Annotated in this window: 16 protein-coding genes and 1 riboswitch; of the genes, 10 read left to right on the plus strand and 6 right to left on the minus strand. The window is 48.4% G+C overall.

All coding sequences use genetic code 11. From position 1 onward, the window contains the following. Nucleotides 1–46: 46 nt before the first annotated feature. A complete protein-coding gene (locus AC1S8V_RS03500; RefSeq protein ID WP_145326472.1) occupies nt 47–658 on the minus strand; it encodes a superoxide dismutase in 612 nt (203 codons plus the stop codon). Nucleotides 659–1075: 417 nt separating this feature from the next. On the opposite strand from AC1S8V_RS03500, the gene AC1S8V_RS03505 reads away from it, so the two are divergent. From AC1S8V_RS03505 to AC1S8V_RS03540, 8 genes are all read left to right on the plus strand, one after another. Then, entirely contained in the window at nt 1076–1501 is a 426-nt protein-coding gene (locus tag AC1S8V_RS03505; RefSeq protein WP_145326471.1) for a GNAT family N-acetyltransferase, read from the plus strand. Nucleotides 1502–1847: 346 nt separating this feature from the next. Then, nucleotides 1848–2432 (plus strand): signal peptidase I, encoded by a 585-nt coding sequence (gene lepB / locus AC1S8V_RS03510; protein ID WP_482074376.1) that lies wholly within the window; start codon nt 1848–1850, stop codon nt 2430–2432. 173 nt (nt 2433–2605) lie between these two features. Further along, complete coding sequence (queG, locus tag AC1S8V_RS03515; protein WP_482072450.1) at nt 2606–4489, plus strand: tRNA epoxyqueuosine(34) reductase QueG; 1884 nt, start codon at nt 2606–2608, stop codon at nt 4487–4489. 15 nt (nt 4490–4504) lie between these two features. Beyond that, nucleotides 4505–5536 carry an HD-GYP domain-containing protein gene (locus tag AC1S8V_RS03520; protein ID WP_482072451.1) on the plus strand — a complete coding sequence of 344 codons (1032 nt, stop codon included), beginning with the start codon at nt 4505–4507 and terminating at the stop codon, nt 5534–5536. Between the two features lie 165 nt (nt 5537–5701). After that, nucleotides 5702–5965 (plus strand): YneF family protein, encoded by a 264-nt coding sequence (locus AC1S8V_RS03525; RefSeq protein WP_145326468.1) that lies wholly within the window; start codon nt 5702–5704, stop codon nt 5963–5965. A gap of 240 nt (nt 5966–6205) precedes the next feature. Beyond that, complete coding sequence (gene folE / locus AC1S8V_RS03530) at nt 6206–6799, plus strand: GTP cyclohydrolase I FolE (RefSeq protein WP_062837627.1); 594 nt, start codon at nt 6206–6208, stop codon at nt 6797–6799. Between the two features lie 235 nt (nt 6800–7034). Continuing rightward, nucleotides 7035–7886, plus strand: a complete 852-nt coding sequence (locus tag AC1S8V_RS03535; RefSeq protein ID WP_482072452.1) for a lipoate--protein ligase family protein — start codon at nt 7035–7037, stop codon at nt 7884–7886. 71 nt (nt 7887–7957) lie between these two features. Next, entirely contained in the window at nt 7958–8182 is a 225-nt protein-coding gene (locus tag AC1S8V_RS03540; RefSeq protein WP_145326466.1) for a hypothetical protein, read from the plus strand. Nucleotides 8183–8326: 144 nt separating this feature from the next. Here the strand turns inward: AC1S8V_RS03540 and AC1S8V_RS03545 are convergent, their stop codons facing one another. Together AC1S8V_RS03545 and AC1S8V_RS03550 are read right to left on the minus strand one after the other, a co-directional pair. Continuing rightward, entirely contained in the window at nt 8327–9607 is a 1281-nt protein-coding gene (locus tag AC1S8V_RS03545; protein WP_482072453.1) for a Fe-Mn family superoxide dismutase, read from the minus strand. Between the two features lie 157 nt (nt 9608–9764). After that, nucleotides 9765–10790 carry an alpha/beta hydrolase gene (locus AC1S8V_RS03550; RefSeq protein ID WP_482072454.1) on the minus strand — a complete coding sequence of 342 codons (1026 nt, stop codon included), beginning with the start codon at nt 10788–10790 and terminating at the stop codon, nt 9765–9767. A gap of 359 nt (nt 10791–11149) precedes the next feature. Between AC1S8V_RS03550 and AC1S8V_RS03555 the strand changes: the two genes are divergently transcribed. After that, entirely contained in the window at nt 11150–11893 is a 744-nt protein-coding gene (locus tag AC1S8V_RS03555) for an IclR family transcriptional regulator (RefSeq protein WP_017690772.1), read from the plus strand. A 149-nt stretch (nt 11894–12042) separates the two neighbouring features. Next, nucleotides 12043–12156: riboswitch (TPP riboswitch) on the plus strand. 424 nt (nt 12157–12580) lie between these two features. Continuing rightward, entirely contained in the window at nt 12581–14365 is a 1785-nt protein-coding gene (gene thiC / locus AC1S8V_RS03560) for a phosphomethylpyrimidine synthase ThiC (protein WP_482074377.1), read from the plus strand. Between the two features lie 159 nt (nt 14366–14524). Here the strand turns inward: thiC and AC1S8V_RS03565 are convergent, their stop codons facing one another. The 3 genes from AC1S8V_RS03565 to AC1S8V_RS03575 all read right to left on the minus strand — a co-directional run bounded on the left by AC1S8V_RS03565 (nt 14525) and on the right by AC1S8V_RS03575 (nt 16865). Continuing rightward, on the minus strand, nt 14525–15214 hold the full coding sequence (locus AC1S8V_RS03565) for a hypothetical protein (RefSeq protein ID WP_482072455.1): 690 nt from the start codon (nt 15212–15214) through the stop codon (nt 14525–14527). Nucleotides 15215–15392: 178 nt separating this feature from the next. After that, a complete protein-coding gene (locus AC1S8V_RS03570) occupies nt 15393–15560 on the minus strand; it encodes a hypothetical protein (protein WP_017690769.1) in 168 nt (55 codons plus the stop codon). A 483-nt stretch (nt 15561–16043) separates the two neighbouring features. Beyond that, nucleotides 16044–16865, minus strand: coding sequence for a zinc ribbon domain-containing protein (locus tag AC1S8V_RS03575; protein WP_482072456.1), 822 nt, complete (start codon nt 16863–16865; stop codon nt 16044–16046). Between the last annotated feature and the right edge of the window lie 50 nt (nt 16866–16915).

Genomic DNA, 16915 nt, shown 5'->3' on the forward strand with positions numbered 1-16915 from the left:
CCAATCCAGGCTCTTTTTAATATGTTAACCGTTTAAGGTCAACGTCTTATTTTGCAGAAGCGTAACGTTTGTTCACTTCATCCCAGTTGATTACATTCCAGAAAGCGGCGATGTAGTCAGGACGTTTGTTTTGGTAGTTCAGGTAGTAAGCGTGCTCCCATACATCCAGACCCAGAACCGGAGTCAGACCTTCGAAGAGAGGGCTGTCTTGGTTAGGTGTGCTAGTGATGGACAGTTTGCCATCTTTGCCAACTACGAGCCAAGCCCAGCCGGAACCGAAGCGAGTTGTAGCTGCTTTAGCAAAATCTTCTTTGAATTTATCAAAGCCACCCAGTTCGCTATCGATAGCTGCTGCGATATCGCCTGTAGGAGCGCCGCCGCCGTTAGGTCCGATGATTTCCCAGAACAAGCTGTGGTTAGCATGGCCGCCACCGTTGTTGCGAACCGCTGTGCGGATGCCTTCAGGTACGCTATCAAGGTTAGCAATCAGATCTTCCAAGCTTTTTTCTTGCAGTTCAGGAGCGCTTTCCAGAGCTGCGTTCAAGTTGGTTACATAAGTATTGTGATGGCGATCGTGGTGGATTTCCATCGTTTTTGCATCGATATGTGGTTCCAGTGCGTCGTTAGCGTAAGGAAGTGCCGGTAATTGAAAAGCCATAATGAAATACCTCCTGAGATTTTAGGTTTTTTGATCAGGTACATATGTATTAATACCCTTGCCACTAATATTAAACCGCATTCGGGCTAATTAAGCAACATTTTTGTTTATTAAGTACCCCGAGGCGTTGATCTAATGAAGGGCCAGAGATAACAAACATATTTTGCCCTTTATGAATATATTTATGTTATTTTAGTAGAAATAAAAGAGAAAATATGAATGATTTCATTGTAAACGTTTACAATTAAGCGCTTTCAAAAGAAAATGCGTGTTTTATGGAGAAAAGTATGGTTTAATTGACGAAGAAGCGGTATTTTCTCGTTTTTTGTCATTATATGAACATTGGGTTTTTGGTAAAAGGGGAATCCCTTTTTGTAAAAAACCTCATCTAAGCTAACGAAAAGGGAGATTTAAGACATGCACGTTCGTTCCTTTCAGTTGAGTGATGCAAGCCAGATGACGGAGCTTCTCCAGGTTGCACTATCGGAAGAGTGTTATGAGAACACGATGGGCCCGTTTGCCCGTCAATTGTCATGGGATTCTGACCTGATCATGGTTGCGGAAGAAGAGGGAGACCTCGTCGGCGCTTTGATCGGTACGATTGATCACAACCAGGGCTGCATCTACCGTATTGCGGTACATCCAGACTATCGTCGCCGTGGAGTCGGCAAAACACTTGTCGAGGCTATGGAACAAAGGTTCCAGCAGCGTAAAGTCAGCCAAGTATGGGTTGCGGGTGATGAGCACAACAAAGTAGCTATGCCTCTATATGAAGCAATGGGTTACGGTGCCAATCAGATTATGAGCGCTTTCCAGAATCTTAGTATTTTGTCAAAAGCTTAGTTTGCATGTTTAAAAAAGAAATAAAAAAAGATTTTCATTTCATATTAGGCATATCTTTAGCGTGTAATAACGTGAGGGATGTGCCTTTCTATTTATACGAGTGTTCTTCACGTATTATTCCTCCTGTTTTCGCATCCTTCTTATACTACTCCGGTGTCTTCGAGTTCTGTTAAATCCATGCGTTTGTTCCGGGTATGCTCGTGATACCCAAGGTATTGGTGCTCATAACCAATTGTTTCACTCTCTCAAATGAAGTAGACTGAAAGGGAGTATGATCATTCATTTTACACGTTTGATTCAACTAATTGATAAACGAGGTGTCCCTTTGAATTCCAATAACCTTTCAATGGAACATGTGACTTCCGACCAACGTAATGAACCGCCAAAGCCTGAACAACCGGGGAAATCCTGGGTTGCTGAGCTGTGGGATTGGGTCAAAACGATTGTTGTAGCTTTTGTAATTATGATGCTGCTGAACCTGTTTGTGTTCAACCTGTCAATGGTCAAGGGACAGTCCATGCAGCCGACACTGGTTGAGCGAGATCGTCTGTTCGTCAACAAAATCGTATATCATCTGGGTACACCTTCCCGATCTGATGTGATTGTACTTCGTGATCCAAGCGAAGGCGTGGAGAAGAAGGATTTTCTGGTTAAACGGATCGTTGGACTGCCGGGAGATACGATTGAGGTCAGGGATCACCATCTATATGTGAACGGCGAGCAGCAGGCGGAAACGTATACGGATATTGAGGTACAAGACCCGGATTTTGGCCCAATTACACTGGAGCCGGATCATTTCTTCGTGATGGGGGATAATCGTCATGAAGGTAAAAGTAAGGATAGCCGAGTATTTGGCAGTATTACATCCGATGAGATTGTAGGCAAGGCTGAATTTATTTTTTGGCCGTTTTCTGAATTGAAAAAATTGTAAAATGCTGGCGAGACAACAACTTCAGAGCGCATTTTGCGTTAAATTATATAGACTCGTTCCGTTTGAATCCAAGTATGCAAGGCATATACAGAAATTAACGCCTGTCCTCTCTTACCGTGAGGCGGGCGTTCACTATTTACGGAATAAGTGTCGGAAGAAAAGAGGAAAGAGAAATGACGAGCGTACAGACCGGGGCGGCACAGGCAGCCTCCGTATGGGAGAAGTTAAAACAGGAGATCAAGGAAGCTGGCCCCGGACTGGGCATTGATGATATCGGATTTGCTTCGGCAGAACCCTTCGTAACACTAAAATCCATACTCGAACAACATCGGGCTAAAGGGTATGAGTCCGGATTTGAAGAGCCTGATCTTGAGAAAAGGGTACGTCCGGAGTTGAAGGAAGGCGAGCCCGCTTCACTTATTGCGATAGCCGTGGCATACCCATCGAAGATGGTGAATCCGCCGAAGTCGGAGCCGGGAGCCTATCGGGGGATCTTTGCCCGTTCCGCATGGGGGCAGGATTACCACCAGGTCCTGCGTACAGCCATGGACAAGCTGGTTAATTTCATACGGGAGCGCGTACCTGAAGCCATGATCGAAAGTATGGTTGACACCGGAGCGCTGGTGGATCGTGCGGTGTCCCAGCGTGCGGGGATTGGTTTTAGCGCCAAGAACTGTGCCATTATATCACCCAAATTCGGTTCATGGATTTTTCTTGGGGAACTGGTGACGAATATTCCATTCCAGCCGGATACACCTGTAACTGAGGACTGTGGTGAATGTACAAAATGTATCGATGCCTGTCCGACAGGAGCGTTAGTAGGGCCCGGACAGTTAAATTCATCACGGTGTATTTCTTTTGTAACCCAAACCAAAGGGTTCGTGGATGAAGAATTTATGCTGAAAATTGGTAACCGTCTGTACGGTTGTGATACTTGTCAGATTGTCTGTCCGAAGAACCGGGGCAAGAACTGGGACCACCATCCCGAGTTTCATCCCGATCCAGAGATTGTGAAGCCGCTGCTGCTACCGCTACTGGATATTGGCAACCGGGAGTTCAAGGAACGTTTCGGTCAGAGTTCCGCCGCATGGCGTGGCAAGAAGCCAATTCAACGCAACGCCGTTATTGCCCTGGGCAATTTCAAAGACAAAAGTGCTGTACCCAAACTTACAGAAGTACTACAACGTGATCCGCGCCCTGAGCTACGGGGAACTGCAGCCTGGGCGCTAAGCAGAATTGGAGGAGAAGACGCCATGAGAGCAATTGGGGAAGCTGCCGCTAACGAACAAGATGGGAACGTACTAAGCATGCTGCAGAAGGCCGAGGAGCGACTGAGTTCGTCCGAGACCTTACCCAAACAGCCACAGGCTGAGCAAGTTAGCGAGAAACAGCCAGAGGAACAGAAGAATAACGAGCAAAATTCTTTACAGGCATTACAACAGGAGTTGAAAATGGAAGTAGCGATTGAACCGGGGAGTGAGCAATCTGCACAGCCTGCCAAACCGGAAGCCGCAGCGTGGAAGCCTTCAGCAGTTACGGGGCTTCATGGCAAGCCTGTATACTACGATGAGGTACTGACACCGATTGGTACATTAACGTTATGTGCTACGGATGAAGGACTGTGTCACATCGACTTTGGCGCCTTTCACGTACGCGAAGCTCACCTGCAACAATGGGCCCGTACCTGGATTGGCGAGTATCGATATGAGAAAAATGAAGAGAAGCTCAGCGAAGCTGCAAAGCAGTTGCAACAGTATTTTGCAGGAGAAAGAAAGACGTTCGAATTGCAGCTTGATCGGCTTGGAACACCATTCCAGCTACAAGTATGGCAAGTTCTGTCCGATATATCTTATGGAGAGGCCTTATCACACCAACAGGTTGCGGAAATCATCGGCAGGCCCAAGGCTGTTCGTGCAGTTCTGGACGCCATTAGCAAGAATCCGATTCCGATTATTATTCCCTGTCACCGCATCAGCGGTAAAGACGGCACACTGGTGGGTTATGTAGGCGGTCTGCAAACCAAGGAGCAATTGCTCGCTTTGGAGCAGCGATCGTAAGAGCGGGGGACGTTCATGAAGTATGTAAACGTGGAGAGCGTGGAAGCGGGGGAGCTTCTGGGTAAGACGGTATATTCCAGTAATGGTACGGTACTGCTGTCTGCCGGAGTCCAGCTCACCGTATATATGGTCAATACGCTGAAACGTATTGGCGTGACCATGCTGTACATCCAGGATGAAGCTTACAAAGATGTGGATTCAGAAGACATTCTGGATGAAACCACAAAACGGGCAATAATTAACGAAATGAGTGTCACACTTGAAGCGGTGCGTTCCGGGAAGGATTGGAGTCCAAAAAGGGTAGCTCTCAGTATAGACAAGTTGCTGAATGATGTTCTGAACGGGCGTGAGTTGCTGGTGCAGCTCACCGATATTCGCACCAAAGACAATGCGCAGTATGTTCACGCGATGAATGTATGTTTGTTATCTTCGGTCATCGGAATGAATATGGGACTCAACTATAATCAACTGAAGGATCTTGCTGTGGGGGCATTATTGCATGATATTGGCAAAGTGGGGGAACCCCCTGGCAGTGGTTCTGCTGCCAATTCTTCGCTGCATCATACGTGGCGCGGATTCGAAGTGATTAAGAACAAGCGGGAGTTCAGTCTGCTGGTCGCCCATACAGCCTTACAACATCATGAGCATGTAGATGGCACAGGTATGCCGAGAGGCATCAAGGGAAATGATATCCATCTGTTTGCAAGAATCGTTAGTGCGGCTAACATCTATGATAATCTGATTAATGGATTATCGCAGGACAGCCTGTTGCCACATGAAGCCTGTGAAGAGATGATGGCAATGTCTAACACCAGGCTGGATCGAGACATTCTGATTGAGTTCAACAAGAGTGTATCGGTATATCCCAATGGTACAGCCGTGAGGCTGTCTACCAAAGAGACGGGAGTCATTGTGCGTCAGCATCGGGGATTGCCAGGCAGACCTGTAATCCGAGTGGCACGCGGTAGTACACGTTATTCTCTGGATGTGGTCGAAATCGATCTGGCCCAGCATACAACCGTTTTCATTGAAGCTGTCATGAGTTAGCTTGCGGTCGGTTCAACTGGAAAATCCGTTTGCTCAAGGCGTGCGGAAATGCTATGATACTTTCAGGAAATCCGGTCTGTGTCAGGTTTGCAACATGTGCGTTTAACATCATGAAGTGACACGGATTATCAGGCTTTTTAGAATGCATACAGAGGTGTCTAAGAGATGGATATTGTTATACCGATTATTACATTGATTGTTGGTCTGGTCGGGGGATTTTTCATCGGGGTGTTCTACTTGCGTAAACAACTTGAGAAAATGCAAAGCAATCCGGACATGCTTCAGAAAATGGCGAAGCAAATGGGCTACAACCTGAACGGCAAGCAAATGCAGCGTGCCCAGCAGATGATGAAGAACCAGCAGCCAGGAGCAAAAATGCCCCAGCCGCAACAACATCCTGCGCGTAAAAATTCGGGCCGCCGAAAATAATAGCAGTGAAGTGAATAACTGCTTAAAGTGCGTGTTCAAAAAGTTGGGTTTTCAGTACCGAGAAGATGGGATGAAGCTAGAAATGGAGTAGCGGAGCGTAGGATAAACTACGTGAGCAACGGACATTTCGGCTGAATTCCATATTCGACGTTGATGATGCCGCCAGGCATCCTTCGTAATCAAAAGCGGACTTTTTGAACAACCTCTTAAAGTATGTGGTTCGAAAGGAGGCGTTCGGCAGTGGCTGGCGTTAAAGATTATATGAATTCAAAAGTGTCCGACAATCGGGAGAAGATCGAGTATCATGTAGAGCAGATCCTGAAATTGATCGGAGAAGATAGTACACGTGAAGGGCTGCTTGAAACGCCTGCACGTGTGACCCGAATGTATGAAGAAATTTTTGGCGGATATGAAGTAGACCCGCGCGATGTACTCGGTGTTACTTTTGACGAGAATCATGAAGAGCTGGTTATCGTTAAAGATATTGTCTACTACAGTCAATGTGAGCACCATATGGCGCCGTTCTTTGGCAAGGTGCACATTGGGTATGTACCAAGCGGCAAAATCGTCGGTTTGAGCAAAATGGCTCGTCTGGTCGAAGCGGTAACACGTCGCCTGCAGGTTCAGGAACGTATTACTTCACAGATCGCTGACATTTTGACAGAGGCCGTAGAGCCACACGGTGTTATGGTCGTTGTGGAGGGCGAGCACTTGTGTATGTGTTCCCGCGGTGTGAAGAAACCGGGAAGCAAGACGGTAACGTCTGCTGTACGGGGTTCCTTCCGTGAGAATCCGGCACAACGTGCCGAGTTCTTGTCTTTGGTGAAAGATTAAGTTCAGCTATGTCCACTCGTTGGACAAGCCGGATGGAATTATCCATGGGTTTCATTCATGCTGCTGTGTGCAGAACCAACCATTAGGTTTGATTTTGGAGGCGGCAGTTTCTGAAGCCACAGGATGTGATATAAATAAGCCGTGTTCCCTGGGGAACCGGCTTATTTATATATGGCGTTTTTTTTCATTCATATAATGCATACAACCGAATTCGTTAGCCGGAGGTAATGGAACGATGAGTGTACCTTCCCATTCAGATCAACCGGTTCAGCCGGAAAAGGGACTACAAGCGGATAAACATACAATGCGTTTGCAAATCTGGGAGACACCACTCAAGCGACACGGCAGCAGCGTGCTCGAAGTTTTTGCATGGGAAGAAGTCATGTGCAGGCGGGTCGGGGCAGGGCATCAGCCTGTTGCGCATATATGGCGACATCCAGATGCCTTTGTAGCGGGTTTGCGTGACCGCAGGCTGCCACAGGCTGTAGAATCGATGGAACGGATAAGAAGCCAGGGTACAGCGGTGTGTGTTCGGCCTTCCGGTGGAGCGGCGGTTCCTCTAAATCCAGGGATCGTCAATGTGTCACTGATTCTGTCTAACCCTGGACATGCCATCAATATCCATGATGATTTTCGGGAGATGGCTTCGATTATTGCGGAGTCGCTAACACCATGGTCGAATCAGGCGCAGACAGGTGAAGTGCAGGGTGCTTTTTGCCCGGGGGATTATGATGTCAGTGTAGGTGGACTGAAATTCTGTGGTATTGCCCAGCGGAGGCAAGCCAAAGCGTATATCATTACTGCTTTTATTATCGTAGAAGGTCAAGGAGATCAACTGGCAGCAGATGTGCGTCAATTTTATCAACATGCAGCAGGTGGGGCGAGTGAAGGATATCCCGATGTTCAGCCTGGCACGATGGCCAGTCTGAAGGAATTGGCAGGTGTACCTTCTGCAGCGGCATATACCGCCTCATTGGTTCGAACACTGCGCGATCGCTACCCACTGGCGGAGACTAACCGAGTGCTTAGCGTTGGCTCTGAAGAAGTACGCCTGACAGCTGAGCAGATGAAGCTGCGCTATGATTAAGTTCTTTTTAGTTGGACTTGGAATTGGGTAATAGAGATGATATGATGTGATTTCGGAAGGAGAGTGTTAGGATGGAAACGTTGAGATATACGTACTTATATGAGGTTGTATCTACAGGCGAAAAGTCTGAGTTCAGCCAAATGGCAACAAGCAAGGAAGAGGCGGCTACACTGATCGTTGCACGTATTGCCGATCTGGAGTTTACAGATGAAGCTGATATCAAGTTGGGCGATCTGATCGCCATTAGCAAACAGGTTGGCGACAACTATGTGGCGTGCGAGGGCTGTGCTTCTTAAGTGAGCATTTTGAAACAGGAAGTCTCTCAAAATACAAGTAAGTCTCTTTTACAGGAGACTTGCTTTTTTTTGTAATCTAGAAGAGATATCTTTCAGTCATTCGGCTGGAGATATCTCTTTTTTACATACATTCTTATCCTGATCTCAGTAAGGCGACCACAACAACTTGCGTGCCGTTTCGTAACGTTCGGCCACAGCCGGCCAGTAGACGACATTCCACCAGTCCTCGATATACTTTTTACGTTCGTTCTGATGCTTCAAGTAGTAGGCGTGTTCCCATACATCAAGGGGTAGGAGTGGAACGATGTCAGACTGGGACAGGTTCTGGTGTTTCTCTGCCTGCAAAATCTCCAAGCGGTGTGCTCTGGGGCTCCAGACAAGCATCGCCCAGCCACTTCCTTCTACTTTGTTCGCGGCTTCCGTGAATTGGTTCTTGAATGCTTCGTAGCTACCGAAATCCCGCTTGATCTGCTCTGCGAGCATGCCGGAAGGTTTGCCACCGCCAGCAGGATTCATAATCGTCCAGAAGATCGTATGCAGGTAGTGACCTGCCCCATTGAAGGCAAGTTCACGTTCCCAGTGCTTGATAAGTTCAAAGTTATTCTTTTTCCGCGACTCAGCCAGCTTCTTCTCCGCTACATTCAGTCCGTCCACGTAGGATTGATGGTGTTTATCGTGATGGATACGCATCGTGAGCTCATCAATGTGCGGCTCCAGCGCATTGTATGCATAGGGGAGGGGAGGTAGTGTGTGTCCACCAATCGGAACCGGCTTTTCTTTTACTGGAGGTGCTGTAGAGTTAGGCGTGGTTTGAGTTGTTCCAGTAGAAGGTGGTTGGACGGGTGCTGATTGTATATGTGCAGAAGGAGAAGGAGCATTCGCGTTTCCTTCGACGGAAGATGGAACTTCTGTGGCCTCTCGATTGACGTTCCCTGAAATCGTTGTTTGCAACGCATTTTCTAATGAGAAAGATTGCTCTGTGGTCGAATCCCGCATGATCCCAGGTTGACTGAGTGTATCCAGTACGCCCAGGAAATACTCCGATTCGCGGATAAAATGCAAAATGAGTGCTTCGGCAAGCGGAACAGCTTGAACAGCAGCACTTTGCTCCAGAAGAACATATAGCTGTTTGATGAACTCCCTTGATTGCTGGCGGGCAGCCGATACGAGTTTATCAACACAACCAATCATGTAGGGGGCGGGTGGATGGGTTCCTGGTAATAGTTGCTTTAATAGCTGATGCGCTACTCTCTCACTGTTCTCAAAAGTAGCCTCCCATTCCTCCAGGAGCTTAACGTATGGGGGCTCCAGTTCAGGGACCAGTGCACGAATGACGAGCGTATGTTCTTTCTCCTGCTCTTTCCAGAAACGGATTTCCTCCAATGTCCGCAGAGGCAGCAGGTGACCATATCCATACCAGTTCATATCTGGTGGACCTCCTTCAGATGAATTTTTTTGCATGCTCAGACCGTCGCTTAATGCGTCCCAAGAGTATATTCCGCTGGCCTGTTGTCCTATGTACGCAAAAAAAGAGCCCCGGAGGGCTCAAGAATCAACGAATAACTCGATTGTTAAAATACGGTCATTCTCCATTATTCGTGTTCTGCACATCGTCACTGCTTGTCTTCGTTACATGACTCAGGAACGTAGAGACACGGCGAAGATATTCCTTCGGGTGTTCTCGGAAAATAAGTTCATGATGCGCGTCCTGGACAATCCATACATCCGAGTACGGATTGGTCTGGTTCGCCGCGAGTTGCTCTGCGATCGGGTAAGGCGCCTTCTCGTCCTCCGTACCATGGATGAAGAAGATCGGGAACGGGTAGTCCTCTTTTTTTACTTCCTGATACGGAATCTGTTGCAATCCGGTACCATTCAGAACAGGGAACAACAGGTTCATGATCTCCAGTGTAGGTTGACGCGGCAGATCAATCTGGTTATGAATGTTGTGGTACAGCGTATCCGGCTCAAGCAGGAACGTACTGTCCAGAATCATCGCATCCACTTCCTGTGTAATCAGTCCGGTTTGAAGCGCCGTACCGGCACCCATGGAGAAGCCCCAGACAACCAGTTCCTGCGCACCGCGCTGTTTGGCAAACTGGATGGCACCGAGCAACTGTTGTGACTCGGCTTTGCCACCTGTGGCTACGGCTTTGTTTACTTGGGAGGCAAAACCGTAATCGAACATCACCACGTTGAACCCGAGTTGATGGGCATAGTGGGCCAGATCGTACATAGGTACCCATGTTTCTTCGCGGTTGGCACCATAGCCATGACTGAAGATAATCGTTTTGCTTGCAGTATTGTCAGCAGGAATATACCATCCCTGCATCGTCCGACTGCCATCTGCTGCCGGGAACGTGATATCTTCGTACTTCATGTTCTTGGCCTGCATCGGATTGGAGAAGACAGGCGCTACGGTTGGATTGGATAATACCCATGCGATATAACCATGCAGTGCAATAAAACAAAACAGTAGGAAAAATACAACGGAGAGCAGCAACGCTACGATAATATGTTTGAACCGAATCAGCCTGGGTGATAGCGAAGAGGGCAGATCGGACACTTTTGTTTGCAGCGGGGCTTCGCTCTGGGATGTTGGATACATGAATGCCCCTCCTTTGAAGTTCGGTTGAAGATAACAACGACATGAAAAGAGAATTGCGTCTATTTCAGAGCCTGCTTCAGAGCGATATCTTAAAGTAATATATCTTTATCGTATGTTCCAATATAGCCAAAGTCAATTGATTGAGGGCATTTGTTACGCAATTGTTATATAGTTCTTAAGATATATGGGTAACATTACCTTAGTGTGTAAATTACAGGGGATTAAGTCTTATAAAAAGGAAAAATTTACACTTTTGCCTATTCTGATTTTGGCTCTTTTTGGTTTACAGATGAGACCGTTTCTCATATAATTTATGTAACCAAGTTTCATGTGATGAAACATGAGGAGGGCATTATGCCATGGAAGATCGCAAGTTAACCGTCCGGGCTGTAGAACGGGCGCTGGATATATTATTATGTTTTACCACACGCAGTGATCTGGGACTCACCGAGATTGCCAGCCAGATTGGCCTGCACAAAAGCACAGTGCATCGCTTGATGGCTACGCTGGAGGATCGAGGGTTTGTCATCCGGGATGCGGCAACAGAGAAATACCGACTTGGCATCCGAATCTGGGAGCTGTCGGCTCATATGTCCCGCAGTGATGATCCGGCGATTCTGCTGCTGCCGGCGATGGAGCGACTGAGAGACCGGTTGGGAGAGACCGTGAGTCTGTATTTGCGTGATGGCAGTGAACGGATTCGGATTCAGGCTGTGCAAAGTGATCAGGCGATTCGCCGTGTTGCTCCCGTCGGCGTTAGGCTCCCGCTCTCTGTGGGTGCGTCCAGCAAAGTCTTGATGGCGTTTGCCACCGACGAGGATCGTGAAGAACTGATGAACGGGCCGGAATGGCCGGTGTTTATTGATCCAGCGGTGTATTTGGCGCAGATGGGAGACATCCGGGATAACGGATATGCCACGAGTTATGAGGAACGTGAGCCGGGGGCTGCCGCCGTATCAGTACCGATTATGGATCGCAGAGGCAATATTGCAGCTGCCCTCTCGGTTTCAGGGCCTGTCAGTCGACTCTCGCAGGAGACATTGCATGAATACGCACCTGTGTTGAAGGATGCTGCTACGCAAATGGGGCTCATGTTATCCTGATGTTGCTGTAAGGTTTTTCTCCAATTGAGTTGGTGTTCTGGAATAATAAAGGTTGTTTTTATGTTCCGGTTGCGCTACTCTGTAATGGACGGCCCAGCGGGGCCAGCTTCATTGAATATGAACGGCGGCTTATGTATGCCGCAACTTGTTAACGTTACTGGGGGAGTCCGAATTGTCCGGACTGAGACGGAATCGCATGAGATTCCGGACCCTTTGCACCTGATCTGGATCATACCAGCGTAGGGAAGTAATCGGCGATATGACCACAACCACCACATGTGTGACTCTTGCAGGACTCCGTTATGGAGCTGCATAAGGAGCATTATTGGTGATGGACATTAAAGTCGGTTCCTTCGGGGACCGGCTTTTTTTTATATACAGTGAACGGGCGATATAACACACACTCCATGGACTGCTTTTTCAATAACCTGCGAAAGTGGGCTTGGATGATGAGAGAGAAGTCACCATAGATCCATGATCTGTGGCAGCCTTCAGTCTGTTGTTACCTGTACATGAATGATGTCTCCTCTGGTCTGGTATAGGATCGCTCTTTCTTCTCTGCACTCTGCATGATTTGGGACAGGTACGTAAGCGAGCTAATGATGATGTGAACCCAAAACCAAGCGAACAAACACTGAGGAGGAGACAAGCGACATGAGTACAGGAAATCAAACGGGACAACAAGCGATGGAACAGGAACATAACGGTCAGCAGGTGGAAAAGGAAACAGGAGCGGCCGGAAGGGTTCAGCCCTTTCCGGGCAGCCGCAAAGTCTACATTCAGGGCTCACGGCCGGACATTGCTGTACCGGAGCGTGAGATAGCCCTTCATGACACGAATACTCCCCAAGGGGTGGAGCATAACGAACCGCTGCGTGTCTACGATACGAGCGGCCCCATGACCGATCCCGCATTTCATGCGGATATCCGTGCAGGTCTACCAGCCCTGCGCACCCGTTGGATCACAGAGCGTGGCGATGTCGAGGCTTACCAAGGTCGTGCAATTAAACCGGAAGATAACGGACTGAAACCCGGAGGAAAGAGAGCAGGAGCCGAGGAGTACCCTGGATTACGCGGTAAACCGCTGCGGGCACAGCCAGGACGCTGTGTGACCCAGATGCATTATGCGAGACAGGGAGTGATTACGGCAGAGATGGAGTTTGCCGCCATTCGTGAAGGTGTGGAGCCTGAATTTGTGCGTCAGGAGCTGGCGAGTGGAAGGGCCATTCTGCCGTCTAACATCAATCACCCGGAGAGTGAGCCGATGTTGATCGGTCGTCATTTTCATGTGAAGATCAATGCCAACATCGGCAACTCTGCTGTATCTTCTTCCATCGAGGAAGAGGTGGAGAAGATGACCTGGGCGGTACGCTGGGGATCGGATACTGTGATGGATCTGTCCACAGGCAAAAACATTCATACCACCCGGGAATGGATCATCCGCAATTCGCCTGTTCCAATCGGTACGGTGCCGCTGTATCAGGCGCTGGAGAAGGTGAACGGCGAAGCGGAAGCGCTGACCTGGGAGATATACCGTGACACGCTTATTGAGCAGGCAGAGCAGGGCGTGGACTACTTTACGATTCATGCAGGCGTGCTGCTGCGTTATATCCCGATGACGGCCAAGCGGATGACAGGCATTGTGTCTCGCGGTGGGTCCATTATGGCAGCATGGTGCCTTGCGCATCATCGGGAGAATTTTTTGTACACTCATTTTGAAGAAATCTGCGAGATTATGAAAAGGTATGATGTGGCGTTCTCGCTGGGAGATGGACTCCGTCCAGGCAGCATCTACGATGCCAACGATGAAGCACAGATGGCGGAACTGGCGACGCTTGGAGAACTGACGCAGATTGCGTGGAAGCACGATGTACAGGTGATGATTGAAGGCCCGGGTCACGTGCCGATGCACAAGATCAAGGAGAACGTGGATCTGCAGATGGAGATCTGTCAGGAAGCACCGTTCTATACGCTGGGGCCGCTGACGACCGACATCGCGCCGGGATACGATCACATCACGTCCGCCATTGGGGCGGCCATGATTGGTTGGTTCGGCACGTCCATGCTCTGTTATGTTACGCCGAAAGAGCATTTGGGCCTGCCCAACAAGGATGATGTGCGGGAAGGGGTTATCGCTTACAAGATCGCAGCCCATGCCGCTGATCTGGCAAAAGGCCATCCGCGTGCTCAGCGCCGTGATGACGCCCTGTCCAAAGCGCGTTTTGAGTTCCGCTGGCGGGACCAGTTCAACCTGTCGCTGGACCCGGAACGGGCACTGTCCTACCATGATGAGACACTTCCGGCAGAAGGGGCCAAGGAAGCTCATTTCTGCTCCATGTGCGGACCGAAGTTCTGTAGCATGCGCATCACGCAGGACATCCGTGCCTTTGCGGCGGACAAAGGATTGTCCGAGAATGAGGCTGTAGCTGCGGGCATGCAGGAAAAGGCCGAGGAATATCGGACACGCTCCTAGACGCTGGTAAAGCGTAAGCTGGGCAGTCTGACATATAGATAAAGCCGTTTCTCTCTGTCATTGCAGAGAAGAACGGCTTTTTTGTTCCATGACATGATTTTATTTTAAACCAACAATATAGAGGAAACGCATATTAGTGGTGTTAGTTAATAGGCGAGTTCATCGAAGAACTAATCCCAAATTCTTTTCCAAATACGTCGCAAGCAATGCCAACGGGCTATGGATCTCAATGCCTGTGTCTGTTGAAACCTGTGCAGCTGCAGGAGCCATGGAGAGCTGGGCTGCGACTACCCTTTTACCGGGATGCTGCTCAGCAATCTGTTGTAATCCTTCACGTACTGCTTCGTGATACCCATGCTTATCTCCGCGCATAATCAAATCGAATGTCCCCGGAATGCACACCGCTTCCGTCTGAGGTGTCTGGGAAACGTGTAGTTGTCCATTCTCATTCTCTTGCTGTAACGCCTGATTCACCCGTGCCATCGTTCCTTCAATGGTTGCGGGGTTGGTGAAGGCTACGATGTATTCTTCCGGTATTTGCCGCATCTTCTGCAATAATGGATCATCTATGCCGATCACAGGCACAGGAATATGTTTGGCTTCCTGCTCCAGTACGGTCGCAAACAGGGTACAGGTGACCAGAATGGCATCTGCATGACACTCAGCGATCCAGTGGAGCGTCTGAGCTACTTTATCGCGTATAACTACATTGGAAAAGTCAGCGTCATGTTTAAGGCGATCCAGACCTGGATCGACGTAATGGACCAATTCAACTTCATAAGGAGCAAGCGTCTCTTCAATTAAAGCGATGTTGGAATAGTGTGCGTGAAAACAACCAATGGTGATCATAAGTTAAGTCCCCTTTTGCAGTTCATATATGTTATCGATCTCCTAAGTATTCTAATTATTATAGAAACATGACGGAGGACTGTACAGTTGTTTGTTGCTCAACGCCAATAACCGCCCTTCCGCCAAGCTGCGGAAAGACGGTTGATAACCTGACTCGACTAGGGTCTGGTATCCATTTTTATCTAAGGGAAGGAGAAGCATTTTTCTTCGCCATTTTTTGCTGCAGAATTTCATGAAAGGATAGGCCTTGAGTGTTCTCATTCTCCTTTTTGGGAGCAGTGGTCGCCGTGTTGCGCGGATATTGGTGGTGGTACGGGATCATTTGCTGAATAGGCATGCGGATCATCTTGGTTCCTCCTTTAATGCATGTTGAATATGCAATTAATATGATGTAATACAGGTTATGTATTTCGACTGTTTATGTTTCCTGATGCACCTATAGGTACATATGACTTGTTAGACGAAATGATAAGTTTAAGGCACAATTCCAATTGGGTTGTAGTGATTTTACCCCGTATTGAGAAGATGTAAACGGTTTTAGGAAAATTCAGGAGTAAAGAACCTGATATGAACGGTTTGATATGGGAGGATAGAATCGGTTGTTAAGTGAATAGTCCCAATTTCATGAAAGTCAATGGTACCTGCATATGAGGCATATTATCTGGTTGAATGATGCAAAGCATGCTAACTAACTTGGTACCATAGTCGGGTTGCTCAGGTGGTTATGTAGTTCCGGATATGACAAAAAACTGCCGAGCAAACTCGGCAGCTGATGTGATATAAGGATGCGAATTAACTTTGATTCTGTCTGAGATGTATATCGTACTCTTTATCTACTTTGTCGAACAGCGATGTATATATCCACTTGTACACTTTCGGGATTCAGGCTGCGTTCATCATACAATTCGAAATCTCCTGTGAAGGTCCGGTCACTTTGCTTGTCCCATGCCCACACGGCTCCCCATGCTTCGCCGACAACCTCAGCCATGGGTCCTTTTCTGGAAGTGAATACCGCGTAAGTTGCGGGAGGGAGCAGAAGGTCATCCAATCCTTCAGGTAATGATTCTTCCGAACTGATCTCATGCCCTACCAGTATGGTGTACTCTCCGGTTATGCCATCGGTGTAATCCGTGTAACAGCCATAGCGAGCAGCTTCGGGTGCAGGGAGGTGCTCTGAGGCAAAATAATTGTTCCAGAGTCCCTGAATACAGCCTTTGCCACTCATCTCAATGGCATTGGTTGTACGGGCGGATACGCCAGCAAGACGCTTGCCTGGGAGCGTGACATAACGAACGGGCTGGGCAGAGTACAGTTTATCTGCTGTTACCTGACCAGGATGAGTAGCAGCAGCTGAGTTCCCCGCTAGGAATTCCGCATGTTGATCAGCCGCAGTAGTACGCCATCGTTTCAAAAAGGGCAGCTGGTTACGCAGCATCGAACGAGCGGATTCCTCGTCCATGCCCTCCTCCTTCAGAATGGTAGTGCACATCTCGGTCATGCCTTCCAGTGAAATACCAGGCTGTTCGAACGTGCCTTCCTTGTAACAATAGATACAGTATTCACGAGTCGTGCTTCCATCTGCTTCGGTGCCGAATTGAGCAGGGGTTGTCAGCGGCATTCCGCAGCTTTGACATACAGTGACGTTCATCATTAATTCCTCCTTGTATATGTACAGATTGAATATATCTGAAGTATACGGGG

It is taken from the genome of Paenibacillus sp. B46(2026) (assembly GCF_056786355.1).